This is a genomic window from Nocardia sp. NPDC051833 (assembly GCF_040681225.1).
Lineage (GTDB): Bacteria > Actinomycetota > Actinomycetes > Mycobacteriales > Mycobacteriaceae > Nocardia.
Genome location: NZ_JBFAYK010000001.1, coordinates 1,275,373 through 1,291,342 on the forward strand (window position 1 = coordinate 1,275,373; position 15,970 = coordinate 1,291,342).

Sequence of the window (15,970 nt, forward strand, 5' to 3'; positions counted from 1 at the left end):
CCGGTGTACCGGGCGATGCCATCGGCCCAGGTCACAACCGCCGATGAGGCTCGTTGCCCGGCACCGCGATTCACCTACGGTGACGTAGGATGAGGCACGTGCCCGATCTGCGCGATGCGGCACCGGAAGGAGTATCGGAGCGCGTGATCACGAGACTGACGCCGCAGGACGCGTCGTTCTACCGGCTCGAGTCGAGCAGCAACCCGATCCACATCGGCTCCCTCGCGATCCTCCAGAACACCGAACCCGGCGCCACCGGCCAGGTCCTCGACTACGACGGCCTCATCGACCTGGTCGAATCCCGGCTGCCCCTGGTGCCGCGCTACCGCCGCAAGGTCCGCGAGATCCCGCTCGCCCTCGGCAGGCCGGTGTGGGTGGAGGACAGCCGCTTCGACATCAGCTATCACATCCGCCGCTCCGCGCTGCCCGGTCCGGGCAGCGACGAACAGCTCTACGACCTGGTCGCCCGGCTCGCCTCGCGGCCGCTGGATCAGGGGCGGCCGCTGTGGGAGATGTATCTGATCGAGGGCCTCGTCGACGGGCGCAGCGCGGTGTTCACCAAATCGCATTCGGCGCTCGTCGACGGTGACACCGCGCTCGAGATCGGGCATGTGATCCTCGACAACAGCCCGCTGCCACGCGACCTGGCCGACGACGCGTGGCGGGCCCCGCGTGAACCCACCGACGTGGAGCTGCTGGCGGGGGCGCTGTCCCAGCTGGCCGCGCAGCCGCGCGAGGCCTACGAGGTCGCCCGCGACGCGGGATCGAACGCGTTCGGCCTGGTCCGGGGCACCAGGATGGCGGTGAAGGCGGCGGCCAACGCGGTGCGCGCGGCGGCCTCGGGGGTCGCCGACAGCCCGCTCAACGCCAGGACCTCGCGCAGCAGGCGGTTCGACGTGGTGCGCACCGATCTGGAGGACTACCGGACCATCCGGCGCCACTTCGACTGCTCGATCAACGACACGGTGCTCGCCGTGGTCACCGGCGCGCTGCGCAACTGGCTGCTCTCGCGCAACGAGGCGCTGGTCGAGTCGACCAATCTGCGCGCGGTGGTGCCGATGTCGGTCTACGTCGACGGCGGCGACCAGCCGACCCCGGCCAGCGAGGTCTCCTCGTTCCTGATCGATCTGCCGGTGGGCGAGCCGAATCCGGTGATGCGGTTGTCGCACATCTCGCACGCCACCGAAGCCACCGGCAGACAGCGGCGCGGTGTGCGCGCCCGCACGCTGGTACACCTGGCCGGGTTCGCTCCGGCCAGCCTGCACGCGATGAGCGTGCGCGCGGCGAGTACCTTCGCCGACAACACGTTCAACCTGGTGATCACCAACGCGCCGGGACCACAGACCGCGATGTACATCGGCGGGGCGCGCATGCTGGAGATGTATCCGGTATCGCCGCTGCTGCGCAATCAGACGTTGAGTTTCGGGCTCACCTCGTACGACGGTCAGGTCTTCTACGGACTCAACGCCGACCGCGACGCCATGGCCGACATCGACGTCCTGGCCGCGTCGGTGCACGAATCGATGGAGGAGTTGCTCGGTGCCTGTATCTGAGAACGGCAAGCTGCGCGTCTACATCCCGGCGACGATCCCGATGCTGCGCAGGCTCGTCGACGAGCGCGAGGTGTTCCCGCTCGGCGCGACCGCGTTCGCGGTGACCCCCGCGCTGCGCGAGGCCTACGCCGCGGGCGACGACGACGAGCTGGCCGAGGTCGCGATGCAGGAGGCGGCCAGGGCGTCGCTGCGGCTGCTCGCCGGTGAGCGCGACGGCCTCGACGACGCGGACGAGGACGCCGCGGGCGAGGCGGCCGCGCCGGGCAGCCCGGTCTACCGGCGCGCGGTGATCGCGGCCGACGTCACCGGCGCGAAGCTGCGGCCGGACCTGGACGACGCGGTGGTGAAGCTGGCCGGGCCGATCACCTACGACCAGGTGGCGTCGGTACACGTCGACCTGGCCGAGGCCGAACCGCAGGTCGCCAAGGCCGTCGACGTCATCGACGCCGCCGATCTGGGCGATACCGACGCCGAGTTCGTCCTCGGTGACGCCGAGGACCATCAGCTCGCCTGGTACGCCACCCAGGAACTGCCGTTCCTGCTCGATCTGCTGTGACATCTCCCTGATCAGCACCGTGACCGCCGCTGCCACTGCCGCCGAACCTACGATGCCGTAACCTGGCTGCGAGCGAGCTGCCCCACCGCGGCTCGACGGCAGGACAGGGAGACAACGGCAAGCATGGTCATGAACAAGTTCCGGGAATGGCTCGAAGCACCGGCCGCGCAGGTCGGCGACCGCGGCGGCAAGCTCAACGTGCTGCGAGGCGCGGTGGCCCGGGTGACCACTCCCCTGCTCCCCGACGACTACCTGCACCTGGCCAACCCGCTGTGGTCGGCCAGGGAGCTGCGCGGGCGGATCGTCGAGGTGCAGAAGGAGACCGCCGATTCGGCGACCCTGGTGATCAAGCCGGGCTGGGGCTTCGACTTCAAGTACCAGCCGGGTCAGTACATCGGCATCGGCATCCTGATCGACGGCCGCTGGAACTGGCGGTCCTACTCGCTGACCTGCCCACCGGACTGGACCGGCGAGGGCGGCAAGCGGCTCATCTCCATCGCGGTGAAGGCGATGCCGGAGGGCAAGCTGTCCAGCCACCTGGTCAACGGGGTGGCCGAGGGCACGATCGTGCGCCTGGCCGCCCCGCAGGGCGGGTTCGTGCTGCCGGAGCCGCCGCCGGCGAAGGTGCTCTTCCTCACCGCGGGCAGCGGCATCACCCCGGTGATGTCGATGCTGCGGACGATGGACCGGCGCGACGGTGTGACCGACGTGGTGCATGTGCACTCGGCGCCGACCGACGCCGACGTGATGTTCGGCGCCGAGCTGCGGGCACTGCACGACAAGCACCCGAGCTTCGTCTCGCACCTGCAGCTGACCGACGCGCAGGGCCTGTTCTCGCTGGCGAGCCTGGACGAGCTCTACCCGGATTGGCGGGAGCGCGAGACCTGGGCGTGCGGCCCGGCCCCGATGCTCGACGCGATCGAACACCATTGGAAGGCTGCGGGAATCCCGGAGAAGCTGCACGTCGAGCGCTTCGAGGTGGAGCGGTCGGCGATCGGTGAGGGTGGCACCGTGACCTTCGGCACCACCGGCCGGACCATCACCGCCGACGGCGCGACCAGCCTGCTCGAGGCGGGCGAGTCGATCGGGGTGCAGCTGCCGTTCGGCTGCCGCATGGGCATCTGCCAGACCTGCGTGGTCACGCTGTCCGCCGGACACGCCCGCGACCTGCGCAACGGAGACGAACGTCAGCCCGGCGACAAGGTGCAGACCTGCATCTCCGCCGCGGCGGGTGACTGCACGCTCGACATCTGAGCGTCCCGCGCACTTCGGACAGCAGGTACCCTCGGAGTCATGCGTCGACCATATGAATGGCCGACAGCGGCTGGTCTCGGCCTACCTCGCGCCGACCGGCGCAACCCCGGGGCCGGGAACGCGGCACAGCCGCCGTTCTCGGCCCGCCTCCATATCTGAGCGACCAGCCGCCAACCGACAGAGAGGACCCCGGTGGCAATCACCGATATCCAGGCCTTCGCCCATCTCACGGCGGCCGACATCGAAACCCTGGGGAAAGAACTCGATTCGATCCGCCGTTCGGTGGAGACCTCCCGCGGCGAGCGCGACGCGAAGTACATCCGTCGCACCATCGCCGCCCAGCGCGCGCTCGAGGTGGCCGGCCGCGCGGTGCTGTTCGGCAGCCGCAACCGCTGGGCCTGGCTCGGCGGCACGGCGCTGCTGTCGGTGGCCAAGATCATCGAGAACATGGAGCTCGGGCACAACGTCAGCCACGGGCAGTGGGACTGGATGAACGATCCGGAGATCCACTCCACCAGCTGGGAGTGGGACATGACCGGGACCTCGGCGCAGTGGCGCCGGGCGCACAACTACTCCCACCACACCTACACCAACGTCCTGGGCAAGGACGAGGACCTCGGCTTCGGCATCCTGCGGATGACCCGCGACGAGGCCTGGCACCCCAAGCATCTGGTGCAGCCCGCGGCGAATCTGCTGCTGGCCGCCACCTTCGAGTGGGGCATCGCGCTGCACGACCTCGGCATCGAGAAGGAGCTGGCGGGCATTCCGGCCAAGCAGGTGCTCTCCGAGCCGAACAAGGACTTCGCCCGCAAGGCGGGCCGTCAGGTCGTCAAGGACTTCGTGCTGTACCCGGCGCTGACCGGCCCGGCCTGGAAGTCGACGCTGAAGGCCAACACCACCGCCAACCTGGTCCGCAATCTGTGGGCCTACGCGGTGATCTTCTGCGGGCACTTCCCCGACGGCGCCGAGAAGTTCACGATCGAGCAGCTCGACGGTGAGACCCAGGGCGAGTGGTACCTGCGGCAAATGCTGGGCAGCGCCAACTTCAAGGCCGGTCCGGTGATGGCCTTCATGAGCGGCAATCTCTGCTACCAGATCGAGCACCACCTGTTCCCCGACCTGCCGAGCAACCGGTACCCCGAGGTCGCGGTGCGGGTGCGCGAGCTGTGCGACAAGTACGACCTGCCCTACACCACCGGCTCGCTGGGCAAGCAGTACCTGCTGGCCTTCCGGACCATCCACAAGCTGGCCCTGCCCGACCGCTTCCTGAAGCGCACGGCCGACGACGCCCCCGAGACGTCCTCGGAGCGCAAGTTCACCGGCATCTCGCTGCCCGACGCGCTGCGGGTCGATCCGGAGACCGGCAAGCGCTTCGGCCTGCGCTCGGCGCTGCACGACGCGAAGGTCTCGCTGGAGATCAAGGCGCGGCACGAGAAGGAAGTGCTGCGCGAGGCCAAGGCGACGCTGAAGGCGCGGGCGCGGCAGGAGAAGCTGGCGTTGCGGGAGGCCAAGCGCGCGCTCGGTGAGCGGGCCAAGCACGAGCGGGGCGCGCTGCGCGACCGCGCGGCCAAGCGTAAGGCGCGCCGCGGCTGAGATAACATCTCAGTTTCGATTTCGCAATAGGACGTTTCACACAATCAGGGCCCGAAATCGCCAACCTACGCTCTCGTAACCTACGGTAGTGTAACCGGCATGGCGATCTCGGATGTCAAGGAATACGCGCACCTCACCGCCGCGGATGTCGAAGCTCTCGGTGCTGAGTTCGACGCGATCCGCCGCGAAATCGAATCTTCGCGGGGGGCTGCCGACGCGCGCTACATCCGCAACGTCATCCGCCTACAGCGGGCACTGGAGATCAGCGGTCGTACCGTGCTGTTCGCCAGCTTCCTGCCCCCGGCCTGGCTGGCCGGCGTCGCCCTGCTCGGCACCGCCAAGATCATCGAGAACATGGAGATCGGGCACAACGTCATGCACGGGCAGTGGGACTGGATGAACGATCCGGAAGTCCACTCCACCTCGTGGGAATGGGACAACGCGGGCCCGTCGGCGCATTGGAAGATCACCCACAACTTCCTGCACCACAAGTACACCAACGTCCTGGGCATGGACGACGACATCGGCTACGGCCTGCTGCGCGTCACCCGCGATCAGCGCTGGATGCCGTTCTACCTGGGCAACCCGATCTACAACCTGCTGCTGCAGATGCTGTTCGAGTACGGCGTCGCGATCCAGCACCTGGAACTGGGCAAGGTCGCCAAGAAGAAGTGGGCCAAGGACTCGCCCGAGTGGCAGCAGTTCGACGCCGACCGCAAGCTGGTGCTCAAGAAGATCGGCAAGCAGGCCGCCAAGGACTACCTGATCTTCCCGCTGCTCACCGGCCCGTCGTTCTTCAGCACCCTGACCGCCAACATGGCGGCCAACGTGGTGCGCAATGTGTGGACCAACGCGGTGATCTTCTGCGGTCACTTCCCCGACGGCGCGGAGAAGTTCACCAAGGCCGACATCGAGAACGAGACGCAGGGCGAGTGGTACCTGCGCCAGATGCTGGGCAGCGCCAACATCTCCGGCGGCAAGGTCATGCACTTCATGACCGGCAACCTCAGCCACCAGATCGAGCACCACCTGTTCCCCGACCTGCCGAGCAACCACTACGCCGCCATCGCCGTGCGGGTGCGCGAGCTGGCCGAGAAGTACGACCTGCCCTACACCACCGGGTCGCTGCCGGTGCAGTACTTCAAGTCGTGGCGCACGATCCTCAAGCTCTCGCTGCCCAACAAGTACCTGCGCCACACCACCGACGACGCGCCGGAAACCAAGTCGGAGAAGCTGTTCGGCGGCAATGCCGTCACCACCGTCGACCCGGTAACCGGCCGTCGCCGTGGCCTGCGCACCGCGCTGGCCGCCGGGCGCAAGCTGGCCCGCCGCTCGGTGGCCTGACCGGCTGCGGTTGACTGGTCGGCGTGTGTGCCGACCAGTTGAGCGTCTACGACGCGATCCGCCTGCGCCGTGATGTGCGCGCCGAGTTCACCGGCGAGCTCGTCGACGACGACACCCTGTGGCGGATCCTGGACGCCGCCCATCGCGCGCCCAGCGTCGGCAATTCCCAGCCGTGGGACTTCGTCGTGGTCCGCAAGCCCGACACGTTGCGCCGCTTCGCCGACCACGTCGCGGACAAGCGGGTCGAGTTCCGTGACGCGCTGCCCGCCGAGCGGGCCGAGACCTTCGAGCCGATCAAGATCGACGGGATCGTCGAGAGCGGCACCGGCGTCGTGGTCACCCACGACGACCGGCGCGGCGGACCGCAGATCCTGGGCCGGGCGACGGTGCCGGAGACCGGCGTGTACTCGACGGTGCTGGCGATCCAGAACCTGTGGCTGGCGGCGACCGCGGAGCGGGTCGGCGTGGGCTGGGTGTCGTTCTACGATCCGGAGTTCCTACGCGAGCTGGTCGAGCTGCCCGCCGGGATCAAGCCGGTGGCCTGGTTGTGCGTCGGGCCGGTGCGCGAGTTCCAGCGGGTCCCCGACCTGGAACGGTTCGGGTGGCGGTCGGGTCGCGCGCTCGCCGAGGCCGTGCACCACGAAACCTTCGGTGACTGAACACGATCCGGGCACCCGCTGCGGCGGGTGCCCGGATCGGCGTTGGTGTCAGGCCAGTCGGATCAGGCCGTAATCGAAGGCGTGTCTGCGGTAGACGACCGAAGGTCGGTCGGTCTCGCGATCGTGGAACAGGAAGAAGTCGTGTCCGACCAGTTCCATCTGGTAGAGCGCGTCGTCCACCGACATCGGCGTGGCGGTGTGCACCTTGGTGCGCACGATGTGGCCGGGGCCTTCCTCATGCTCGGGTTCCTCGGCATGAGCGTGCGCGGCGGCGCCGTTCGGCGCGGCGAACAGGGATTCGTCCACCAGCGTGGCGGTGGCCTGCGCGACCGAGACCGGCGTCTTGTCGCCGTAGTGCACCACGCGCCGCTTGTCTTTGGTGCGGCGCAGTCTGCTCTCGATCTTCTGGGTGGCCGATTCCAGCGCGGCGTAGAAGCTGTCTGCGCAGGCTTCCGCGCGCACGATCGGACCACGGCCGCGCGCGGTGATCTCCACGCGCTGACAGGCCTTGCGTTGACGACGGTTGCGTTCGTGGAAAAGTTCCACATCGAAGAGGAATATCGACGGATCGAAGCGCTCGAGCCGAGCGAGCTTCTCCGCCACGTAGATTCGATAGTGGTCGGGGACTTCGACATTCCGACCGGAGACCACCACTTCGGCGTGCGGGCTCTCGGTCGAGTCGGCAGCACTGTCGGCCAGTGCCGTGGGGTCAGCGTCTCGCACTGATGCCCGTGAAGAAGTCGTCACGCGTACCTCCCGGATATGGCCGCACACGAGAAGCGAGTGCGGCGGGATTGAGCTGTGCCGATCGGGAATCGCTCGGCACCAGATGTCCGCGGCGCCACCTCCCAAACTTGTCGTTCGGTGTGTGTCCGCGACGCTAGTCCGCCACGGGCAAGTGCGCCACTGTTCACGCAAATTTCGCGGAGTCAAGCCGCGCAGGTCACCAAAACCGCGCACGGAAGTACGCCGATTCGACTAAGAACGCGTACCGATTCGGTGACAGTCGCCCCGGTGGTGAGAACGTCGTCGACCACGACTACCTCTGCATTCGCCGCGATGACGGCCGGGTCGGCGAGCTGGGTCACCGTCATGATCTTGTCGCGCAGATTGTGGGCACGCTCGCGTGTCGTCAACCCCACCGAGTCGCGCACGCCGCGCCGCATCCGCAGCAGCGGCACGCTCCGGCTATCGATCAGCCACCGCGTGGCGGCGGCTGTCGCGCGCGCCACCGGGTCGCCGCCGCGGCGCCGCGCGGCCGCCGAGCGGGTCGGCGCCGGGACGAGCACCAGCGGGCGATCAGGGGCCCGCAGGCGGTCGAGAGCGAGCGCCAGGGCCAGGCCCAGCGGCGCGGCCAGGTCGCGCCTGCCGTGCTCCTTGGCCGCCAGCACGGCGCGGCGTCCCGCACCGCGATAGGGGCCGAGCGCCCAGCACGGGACGCCGGGATCGGTGCGCGGACGGACCCGCACCGGGGCCCGGCTGAGCTCGGCCGCGCAGCCGGGGCACCAGGCAGCGCCCACCGTCGCGCAGCCGCCGCAGTGGACGGGCAGCACCAGATCGAGCAGGGCTCTCATAGCGGGTGAGTATCACAGCACCCACCGACAACTCAGCCGGGCAGCACCGGGACGACGCGTTCGCCGGTCAGGCCGGGCACCTCGCGCCAGAAGCGGTCGTTGCGGGCCGGGTCGGCGGTCTGCAGTTGCAGGACGGCGCGGGAGTCGGCGACGTACTGGGTGGCGGGCGCCGCCGTCACCACCCGCACCGGCGGGGTCAGGTTCTGCGAGGTCACCGCGGAGAACTGGGACCCGTCGATGGAGACGGTGAAGACCGGGTCGACATTGCCCTCGCGCGCCACCATGATCGTGTCGCCGGTGACCCAGCTCAGCGAGACCGCACGACTGCTCAGCCCGAGCGCGAGCGGCACCGGCGAGGTGAGCGCGTACTTGCCGTCGGGCCTGCGTTCGATCACCGCGACGTAGACCCGGCCGTCGGCGATCAGCGCCGCGCGCACACCGGTGCGTGAGACCACGACCTCGCTGATCGGCGGACGCGGCGATCCTGAGCCCTCGAACAGGGCCGTGGTGTCGACATCCTGAACCGAGACGTTGCCGGTGGCGCGATCGGTGACCGCCCGGATGACGTGGTCGCCGTCGAGCACCGTCCAGGCGGCGCCGCCGTCGGAGGTCCACGACGGGCGCGCGATGGTGGCGCCCTCGGCGACGGCGAAGGCCTTGGCGCCGTAGTTGCCGATCAGCAGGGTGCGGCCGGGTTCGGGCGCCGGCCTGCCGGTGTCGGCGACGGCGGCGACGAACTGGCCGTCGGCGGAGATGCCGACCGACTGCAGATTGGTCGCCTCGCCGAAGGAACCACTCGGGGTGACGATGCCGTCCGGAGTCACCTGCACCAGCGTGCCGTCGCGCAGGGCGTGCAGGCCGATCCGGTTCTGGCCGGGGGCCGACGCGCTGTACTGGTCGAGGTCGGCGACGGACCAGCCGTTGGCGTACCGGTCGTCGAGCGGTTTGCCGTCGGCGAGCAGCACGTACGGGCCGAGGATGTCGGCGCCGGCCAGCGTCATCACCACCTGCGCGGCGAGCAGTTCGCGGTCCTTCGGCGCGAGCTGGCCGATCCCGGCGAAATCGATGCGCACCCCGCCGATGCCGATACCGACCTCGCCCGGCTCGTTGCTGGCCTTGGTGATCGGGCCGCGCACGGTCACCGGCTGCGCGAGCTGATTGCGCACGACCGGCGCGATCGCCGACTGCGGGCCCGCGCCGAGCATGCCGATCAGCCGCTCGGTCAGCTGGGCGCGCGGTACCGAGATCCAGCGCGGGTCAGGGACCAGCACGGAACTGCCCGGATCGACGTACTGCAGGACGTAGCGGCGATAGGACTTGTCGAACGCGGTGGAATCCATGACGACGCCGTCGGGCAGCTCGGTGATCCGCCACTCGCCGTCGATCTTGCTCATCTCGATCTTGTTCTCGAGCGTGCCCTCGACGGCCCGGTAACTGCCGTCCCCGGCCAGCTCGCCGACCTTGCGGGCGCGGATCACGTAGCTGGCCTTGTCGCCGGACCGCGATTCGCGCAGGGTGTCGGGCCGGTCGACGATGGTGATGCCCGCCTCGTCGTTCCATTCGCCCGCGGTGTCGGCGGCCATGTACTGGCGGGCCGCGGCGTGCCGGTTGGCCGGGTCGGCGCTGGCCGCCAGGAAGTCGCCGACCAGCAGGTCGGGGTCGCGGCCGGAGGTCGGCGGCGGCGGACCCTCCGAGGTCGGCGCGCGGTTGATCGTGCCGAGGGCCTGCGGCGCCGAGGACTCCGGCAGGCTGGCGCACCCGCTCAGCACCAGCACGCCGGCCAGCCCGGCCGCGACCAGCGCGGCGGCCCGCCGTCCCCAGCGCTCACCCCGCACGTTCGTCATGACTGTCGGTCTCCGGTCTCGGTGGACATCGGCTGGTCGTCGGCGCCGGCTAGCCCATTCGACGCGGGCGGCGCGTCGGTGTCCACGGGTGCTGCCTTCGAGTCTGCCCCTCCGGCGGGCTCGGTGTGCATTCCCTCGGTGACACCGGCCTCGCCCGGGTCGGCCGGGCTCGCCGCCGAGCCGCTGGGCTCGGTCCGGATCGCGCCGAGGTCCGCCGGATCCTGCTGGATCGCGGCCGACCCCGCGGGTTCGGTCTGGATCGTGCTCGGACCCGTCGGCTCGGTCCTGAGGTCGCCCGGCTCGGTCGACTCGCCGTCGCCTGGTTCGGCCGGTTCCGGCTCGGCCTCGGGGAGCGCGGGGACCTTGCGCAGCATCGGTTCCAGGGCCAGCGGGCTCGCGCCCAGTTTGCGGCCGCGCACCATCGGCAGCAGCAGCCGGAAGCTGGCGCCGACGCCGGGATCGCCCCACGCCTCCAGCCTGCCTTCGTGCAGGTTGGCGTCCTCGACGCTGATCGACAGGCCGAGTCCGGTGCCGCCGGAGCGCCGCACCCGGGACGGGTCCGAGCGCCAGAACCGGTTGAAGACGAGCTTCTCCTCGCCCGGCCGCAGACCGACACCCTGATCGCGCACGACGGTCGCGACCGCGTTGGCCTCGGCGTCACCGCGCATCCGGATCAGCACCGGCTTGCCCTCGCTGTGGTCGATCGCGTTGGCGAGCAGGTTGCGCAGCACCCGCTCGACGCGGCGCGGGTCGACCTCGGCGACGACCGGCTCCTCGGGCAGATCGATGACGACCTCGACACCGGCCTCCTTGGCCAGGTGCCGCACCGTGGAGATCGCCGCCCTGGCGCACATGCGCATGTCGAGCGATTCCACCTGCAGCTCGGCCACACCGGCGTCGTGCCGGGAGATCTCGAGCAGGTCGTTGAGCAGGCCCTCGAACCGGTCGAGCTCGTTGACCAGCAGCTCGGAACTGCGGGCCAGCGCCGGATCGAGATCGTCGCTGGAGCCGTGGATGAGGTCGGCGGCCATGCGCACCGTGGTCAGCGGGGTGCGCAGCTCGTGGCTGACGTCGGAGGTGAACCGGCGTTGCAGATTGCCGAATTCCTCCAGCTGGGTGATCTGGTTGGACAGGCTCTCGGCCATCTCGTTGAACGCCTGCGCGAGCCGGGCCATGTCGTCCTCGCCGCGCACCAGCATGCGTTCCTTGAGCCTGCCGTCGGCGAAGCGACCGGCGATCCGCGCCGCCGACCGGATCGGCAGCACCACCTGCCTGGTCACCAGCGCGGTGATCGCGGCGAGCAGCACCAGCAGCACAACGCCGCCGATGAGCATCGTGCCGCGCATCAGCGACAAGCTCGCTTCCTCGCTGGCCAGCGGGAAGATGAGGTAGATCTCCAGGGTCGCGACCTCGGCGCTCGGGCTGCCGATGATCAGCGCGCGCCCGCGATAGCCGTCCGGGTCGGCGACGGTGGTGAACTGGTAGGAGACCTGGTTGCGCTGGACGAAGCGGCGCAGCTCCTGCGGCACCTCCGAAATGGGGCCGGTGGTGAGTTCCTGCGGCGGCGTGCCGCCGACCATCGCCAGCGCCGAGTCGAAACTACCGGCGGCGCCGCTGGACTGGCCGGTGCCGCCACGGCTGGACAGCGCGGCGCGGGCGTCGGCGAGCTGTTGCTGCTGACTGTTCGCGTCGTGCACGCCGGAGAGCTTGCCCTCGATCGTGCTGCGGGCACGATCCATCTCCTCGACGGCGGCGTTGATCTTGGCCTCGAGCAGCCGGTCGGTGATCTGACCGGTGAGCACGACACCGAGGATCGTGATCACGATGAGCGAGAGGGTCAACGTGGACACGATGACACGCAGCTGCAGCGACCGGCGCCAGAGATGGCCCAGCGCGGTCCCGACAGCCTGGAACCAGGCCATGACCGGGGCCGCCCATCGCCGCAACTGCGTGACGAAGGTGTGCGCACGTCCGTCGTGCGCTGGAGGCGCTGACGCTGTACCGGCAGGTCGACCGTCGGTCACAGCGGCGCCTCACAGGTACCGATCACGGCGGTCCGGCCTTGTAGCCGACTCCGCGGACGGTCAGCACGATCTCCGGATTCTCCGGATCCTTCTCGACCTTCGCGCGTAGTCGCTGCACGTGCACGTTGACCAGGCGGGTATCGGCGGCGTGCCGGTAGCCCCAGACCTGTTCGAGCAGCACCTCACGGGTGAACACCTGGCGCGGCTTGCGCGCGAGCGCGACCAGCAGGTCGAACTCCAGCGGGGTGAGCGAGATCTGCGCGCCGCCGCGGGTCACCTTGTGCGCGGGCACATCGATGACGATGTCGGCGATCGAGAGCAGCTCGGCGGGCTCGTCCTCGGTACGGCGCAGCCGCGCGCGCACCCGGGCGACGAGTTCCTTCGGCTTGAACGGCTTGACGATGTAATCGTCGGCACCGGACTCCAGACCGAGCACCACGTCGACCGTGTCGGTCTTGGCGGTGAGCATCACGATCGGAACGCCGGAATCGGCCCGGAGCACACGGCATACGTCGATGCCGTTCATCCCGGGCAGCATCAGGTCCAGCAACACCAGGTCGGGGCGGATCTCCCGCACCGCCGACAGGGCCTGCGTGCCGTCGCCGACCACGTGCGGGTCGAACCCTTCCCCGCGCAAGACGATGGTCAGCATCTCAGCGAGTGCCATATCGTCGTCGACGACCAGAATCTTGGGCTTCATAATCCTATGTTGTCATCTCCCAGGCCAGGATCGGGCTGCCACGCCATTAATGATGTGAACCCGTCGCGTATCCAACCTTATCCGGCAAAGATTTCCGAGCAGAGGGTGAGTAGGGCGGGCCTATCGTCATCGGATCGGTATGTCCACCAGCGACCGAACCAGTCGCGGTCGGCCAGCTCACGATAGACCTCCCCGGTGCGGTGCTGCAGGCCGCCGTCGCGCTCGTAGGCGTCCAGGGCGCGGGCGGTGTCGAGTTCACCACGGCGGCGGGCACGTTCGGCCGCGACCTCGGTGGGAAGGTCGATCAGCACGGTGAGGTCGGGCACCGGCAGCGCGAGCCTGCCGAACTCCAGATCGCCCACCCAGGACACGATTTCACCGTCGGCGTCCTGCCCGGCCCTGGCCGCGGAGTAGGCGGCGTTGGAGGCCACCCAGCGGTCCAGGACGACGATGTCGTTGGCGTCCAACAGGTTCGACAGCTCCGCGCTCGCGTCGGCGCGGTCGAGGGCGAACATGATCGCCATCGCGTTGATGGACCCGGCGAGGTCGCCGTGCCCGCCCCGCAGGGCTTCGGCGGCCAGATCGGCGTGGATCGATCGGCCGTATTGCGGAAAGGCCAGGCGGCCTGCCCGCAGCCCCTTTCCCGACAATTCGTCGATCAGCCCGTCGATCAGCGTCCGTTTACCGGCGCCGTCGAGGCCTTCCACCGCAATCAGCACGCCCATGAGCGGTGAGATTACCCGGCCGGGGGCGGCGAACCTCGCAGGCCCCACCCCGGAATCACCGGCGACCGCCGCGGCGCGACGACGAGCCGGGCGCCCGAGCGCTGTGTCGTCCGACGCGCCGGGCCGATGGCGACCGGATTACCCGTTTCACCTCCCGACAACAGTCTGAAGTGGTCTCATTCCAGAGTCCTCGGCGGATCGGCTCCGTCCGGGCTACCGGGGCGCACGCCAACCCAGCGCCCGCGCCGGGCCGCTCGATCCAGGAGTCATCATGCTCAACCGAACCGTCCTCCGTGCCGCCGTGGCCGCCGCCGCGCTCGGCATCGCCCTCGCGGGCTCCGGCGTCGCGACCGCCGCGCCGACGGCCGACCCCATCGGCCGCGGCGACCACGCGCGCAGCGGCTCGGCCGCCCTGCTCAGCGGCTCGGCCGAGGCGGGCTCCGCCGCGGCGGGCTCCGCCGCCGAACTCGCCGCCTGCGCCCTCCTGGAAGCCGTCATCCCGCTGCCGGTCTGCCTGCTGCTGGTCTGATCCCCCGAACACGACGGTGGCCCGCCGACCATCAGGTCGACGGGCCACCGTGCGGTCGAGACTCAGTAGCGGTAGTGCTCCGGCTTGTACGGGCCCTCCACGTCCACGCCGATGTACTCGGCCTGGTCCTTGGTGAGCTTGGTCAGCGTGCCGCCGAGTGCCTCGACGTGGATGCGCGCGACCTTCTCGTCCAGGTGCTTGGGCAGCCGGTAGACCTCGTTGTCGTACTCCTCCGGCTTGGTCCACAGCTCGATCTGCGCGATGACCTGGTTGGAGAAGCTGTTCGACATGACGAACGAGGGGTGGCCGGTGGCGTTGCCCAGGTTCAGCAGGCGACCCTCCGACAGCACGATGATCGCCTTGCCCGAGTCGAAGGTCCACAGGTCGACCTGCGGCTTGATCTCGAGGCGGTGGGCGCCCGAGCGCTCCAGCGCGGCCATATCGATCTCGTTGTCGAAGTGACCGATGTTGCCGAGGATGGCCTGGTCCTTCATCGCCTTCATGTGCTCGAGGGTGATGATGTCCTTGTTGCCCGTCGAGGTGATGACGATGTCGGCCTGGCCGATCGCCTGCTCCACGGTGACCACGTCGTAGCCGTCCATCAGCGCCTGCAGCGCGTTGATCGGGTCGATCTCGGTGACCTGCACGCGCGCGCCCTGGCCCGCCAGCGACTCCGCGCAGCCCTTGCCGACGTCGCCGTAGCCGCAGATCAGCACCTTCTTGCCACCGATGAGCACGTCGGTGCCGCGGTTGATGCCGTCGATCAGCGAGTGGCGGGTGCCGTACTTGTTGTCGAACTTCGACTTGGTGACCGAGTCGTTGACGTTGATCGCCGGGAACACCAGCTCACCCGCGGCGGCGAACTGGTACAGCCGCAGCACGCCGGTGGTGGTCTCCTCGGTGACGCCCTTGACCGCGTCGGCGATGACACTCCACTTGGTCTTGTCGGCCTCGAGGCTCTCGCGCAGCAGGTTGAGGAACACCTTGTACTCGGCCGAGTGGTCGGCGTCCTCGGGCGGCACCACGCCGGCCTTCTCGAACTGCGCGCCGCGCAGCACGAGCATGGTCGCGTCGCCACCGTCGTCGAGGATCATGTTGGCGGGCTCGCCCGGCCAGGTGAGCATCTGCTCGGCGGCCCACCAGTACTCCTCCAGCGTCTCGCCCTTCCAGGCGAAGACGGGGGTGCCCTTGGGCTCGTCGACGGTGCCGTCGGGCCCGACGACGATGGCCGCGGCCGCGTGGTCCTGGGTGGAGAAGATGTTGCACGAAGCCCAGCGCACCTGCGCGCCGAGAGCGACGAGGGTTTCGATCAGGACGGCGGTCTGCACCGTCATGTGCAGCGATCCGGAGATGCGCGCGCCCTTCAGCGGCTGCACATCGTGGTATTCGCGGCGCAGAGCCATCAGGCCGGGCATCTCGTGCTCGGCGAGGCGGATCTCCTTGCGGCCGAATTCGGCCAGCGAGAGATCTGCCACCTTGTAATCGATGCCGTTGCGAACGTCGGCGGTCAGCTCGGTGCGCGCGGGAAGTTCTGAGGTCGTCATCAGCCTCTCCTGGTAGTCAGTACCGAGGCAAGGCTACCGCGTGCGCGCCCGCCCGTTTCCCGGTCCTCGGC

At 69.3% G+C, this 15,970-nt stretch carries 14 protein-coding genes; 7 read left to right on the forward strand and 7 right to left on the reverse strand.

Annotated features, from left to right (window positions below; all coding sequences use genetic code 11):
* The first annotated feature begins 143 nt into the window (after positions 1-143).
* The 6 genes from AB0L91_RS05570 to bluB all read left to right on the forward strand — a co-directional run bounded on the left by AB0L91_RS05570 (position 144) and on the right by bluB (position 6,959).
* Positions 144-1,553, forward strand: a complete 1,410-nt coding sequence (locus AB0L91_RS05570; RefSeq protein ID WP_365007430.1) for a wax ester/triacylglycerol synthase family O-acyltransferase — start codon at positions 144-146, stop codon at positions 1,551-1,553.
* 40 nt (positions 1,554-1,593) lie between these two features.
* Positions 1,594-2,109 (forward strand): hypothetical protein, encoded by a 516-nt coding sequence (locus AB0L91_RS05575; RefSeq protein ID WP_355276546.1) that lies wholly within the window; start codon positions 1,594-1,596, stop codon positions 2,107-2,109.
* Between the two features lie 123 nt (positions 2,110-2,232).
* Entirely contained in the window at positions 2,233-3,363 is a 1,131-nt protein-coding gene (locus AB0L91_RS05580) for a ferredoxin reductase (RefSeq protein ID WP_365007432.1), read from the forward strand.
* Positions 3,364-3,555: 192 nt separating this feature from the next.
* On the forward strand, positions 3,556-4,956 hold the full coding sequence (locus AB0L91_RS05585; protein ID WP_357343414.1) for a fatty acid desaturase: 1,401 nt from the start codon (positions 3,556-3,558) through the stop codon (positions 4,954-4,956).
* 99 nt (positions 4,957-5,055) lie between these two features.
* The gene (locus AB0L91_RS05590) at positions 5,056-6,300 is read left to right on the forward strand and encodes a fatty acid desaturase (protein ID WP_355276138.1); all 1,245 of its coding nucleotides are present in this window, start codon (positions 5,056-5,058) and stop codon (positions 6,298-6,300) included.
* Positions 6,301-6,323: 23 nt separating this feature from the next.
* Positions 6,324-6,959, forward strand: coding sequence for a 5,6-dimethylbenzimidazole synthase (bluB, locus tag AB0L91_RS05595; RefSeq protein WP_355276140.1), 636 nt, complete (start codon positions 6,324-6,326; stop codon positions 6,957-6,959).
* A gap of 48 nt (positions 6,960-7,007) precedes the next feature.
* Here bluB and raiA read toward each other — a convergent pair whose 3' ends face one another.
* The 6 genes from raiA to AB0L91_RS05625 form a co-directional block, all read right to left on the reverse strand.
* Positions 7,008-7,682 (reverse strand): ribosome-associated translation inhibitor RaiA, encoded by a 675-nt coding sequence (gene raiA / locus AB0L91_RS05600; protein ID WP_355276547.1) that lies wholly within the window; start codon positions 7,680-7,682, stop codon positions 7,008-7,010.
* A 206-nt stretch (positions 7,683-7,888) separates the two neighbouring features.
* The gene (locus AB0L91_RS05605; protein ID WP_365007435.1) at positions 7,889-8,533 is read right to left on the reverse strand and encodes a ComF family protein; all 645 of its coding nucleotides are present in this window, start codon (positions 8,531-8,533) and stop codon (positions 7,889-7,891) included.
* A gap of 32 nt (positions 8,534-8,565) precedes the next feature.
* Complete coding sequence (gene lpqB / locus AB0L91_RS05610) at positions 8,566-10,377, reverse strand: MtrAB system accessory lipoprotein LpqB (protein WP_365007438.1); 1,812 nt, start codon at positions 10,375-10,377, stop codon at positions 8,566-8,568.
* A complete protein-coding gene (gene mtrB, locus AB0L91_RS05615) occupies positions 10,374-12,299 on the reverse strand; it encodes an MtrAB system histidine kinase MtrB (RefSeq protein WP_365007440.1) in 1,926 nt (641 codons plus the stop codon). The genes lpqB and mtrB overlap by 4 nt, the downstream gene beginning before the upstream one ends.
* A gap of 124 nt (positions 12,300-12,423) precedes the next feature.
* On the reverse strand, positions 12,424-13,101 hold the full coding sequence (mtrA, locus tag AB0L91_RS05620; RefSeq protein ID WP_019048752.1) for an MtrAB system response regulator MtrA: 678 nt from the start codon (positions 13,099-13,101) through the stop codon (positions 12,424-12,426).
* A 77-nt stretch (positions 13,102-13,178) separates the two neighbouring features.
* Entirely contained in the window at positions 13,179-13,826 is a 648-nt protein-coding gene (locus tag AB0L91_RS05625; RefSeq protein WP_357343404.1) for a dTMP kinase, read from the reverse strand.
* Between the two features lie 271 nt (positions 13,827-14,097).
* Between AB0L91_RS05625 and AB0L91_RS05630 the strand changes: the two genes are divergently transcribed.
* Positions 14,098-14,355 carry a hypothetical protein gene (locus AB0L91_RS05630; protein ID WP_355276149.1) on the forward strand — a complete coding sequence of 86 codons (258 nt, stop codon included), beginning with the start codon at positions 14,098-14,100 and terminating at the stop codon, positions 14,353-14,355.
* Positions 14,356-14,417: 62 nt separating this feature from the next.
* On the opposite strand, the gene ahcY is transcribed toward AB0L91_RS05630, so the two are convergent.
* On the reverse strand, positions 14,418-15,899 hold the full coding sequence (ahcY, locus tag AB0L91_RS05635; RefSeq protein ID WP_365007443.1) for an adenosylhomocysteinase: 1,482 nt from the start codon (positions 15,897-15,899) through the stop codon (positions 14,418-14,420).
* Between the last annotated feature and the right edge of the window lie 71 nt (positions 15,900-15,970).

What these genes read in the sequence shown, in the direction of transcription:
- AB0L91_RS05575 (WP_355276546.1), top strand. Translation starts at nt 1,594, where the DNA reads ATGCTGCGCAGGCTCGTCGACGAGCGCGAGGTGTTCCCGCTCGGCGCG.
- AB0L91_RS05580 (WP_365007432.1), top strand. Translation starts at nt 2,233, where the DNA reads ATGGTCATGAACAAGTTCCGGGAATGGCTCGAAGCACCGGCCGCGCAG.
- AB0L91_RS05590 (WP_355276138.1), top strand. Translation starts at nt 5,056, where the DNA reads ATGGCGATCTCGGATGTCAAGGAATACGCGCACCTCACCGCCGCGGAT.
- AB0L91_RS05605 (WP_365007435.1), bottom strand. Translation starts at nt 8,533, where the DNA reads ATGAGAGCCCTGCTCGATCTGGTGCTGCCCGTCCACTGCGGCGGCTGC.
- lpqB (WP_365007438.1), bottom strand. Translation starts at nt 10,377, where the DNA reads ATGACGAACGTGCGGGGTGAGCGCTGGGGACGGCGGGCCGCCGCGCTG.
- mtrB (WP_365007440.1), bottom strand. Translation starts at nt 12,299, where the DNA reads ATGGCCTGGTTCCAGGCTGTCGGGACCGCGCTGGGCCATCTCTGGCGC.
- mtrA (WP_019048752.1), bottom strand. Translation starts at nt 13,101, where the DNA reads ATGAAGCCCAAGATTCTGGTCGTCGACGACGATATGGCACTCGCTGAG.
- AB0L91_RS05625 (WP_357343404.1), bottom strand. Translation starts at nt 13,826, where the DNA reads ATGGGCGTGCTGATTGCGGTGGAAGGCCTCGACGGCGCCGGTAAACGG.
- AB0L91_RS05630 (WP_355276149.1), top strand. Translation starts at nt 14,098, where the DNA reads ATGCTCAACCGAACCGTCCTCCGTGCCGCCGTGGCCGCCGCCGCGCTC.
- ahcY (WP_365007443.1), bottom strand. Translation starts at nt 15,899, where the DNA reads ATGACGACCTCAGAACTTCCCGCGCGCACCGAGCTGACCGCCGACGTT.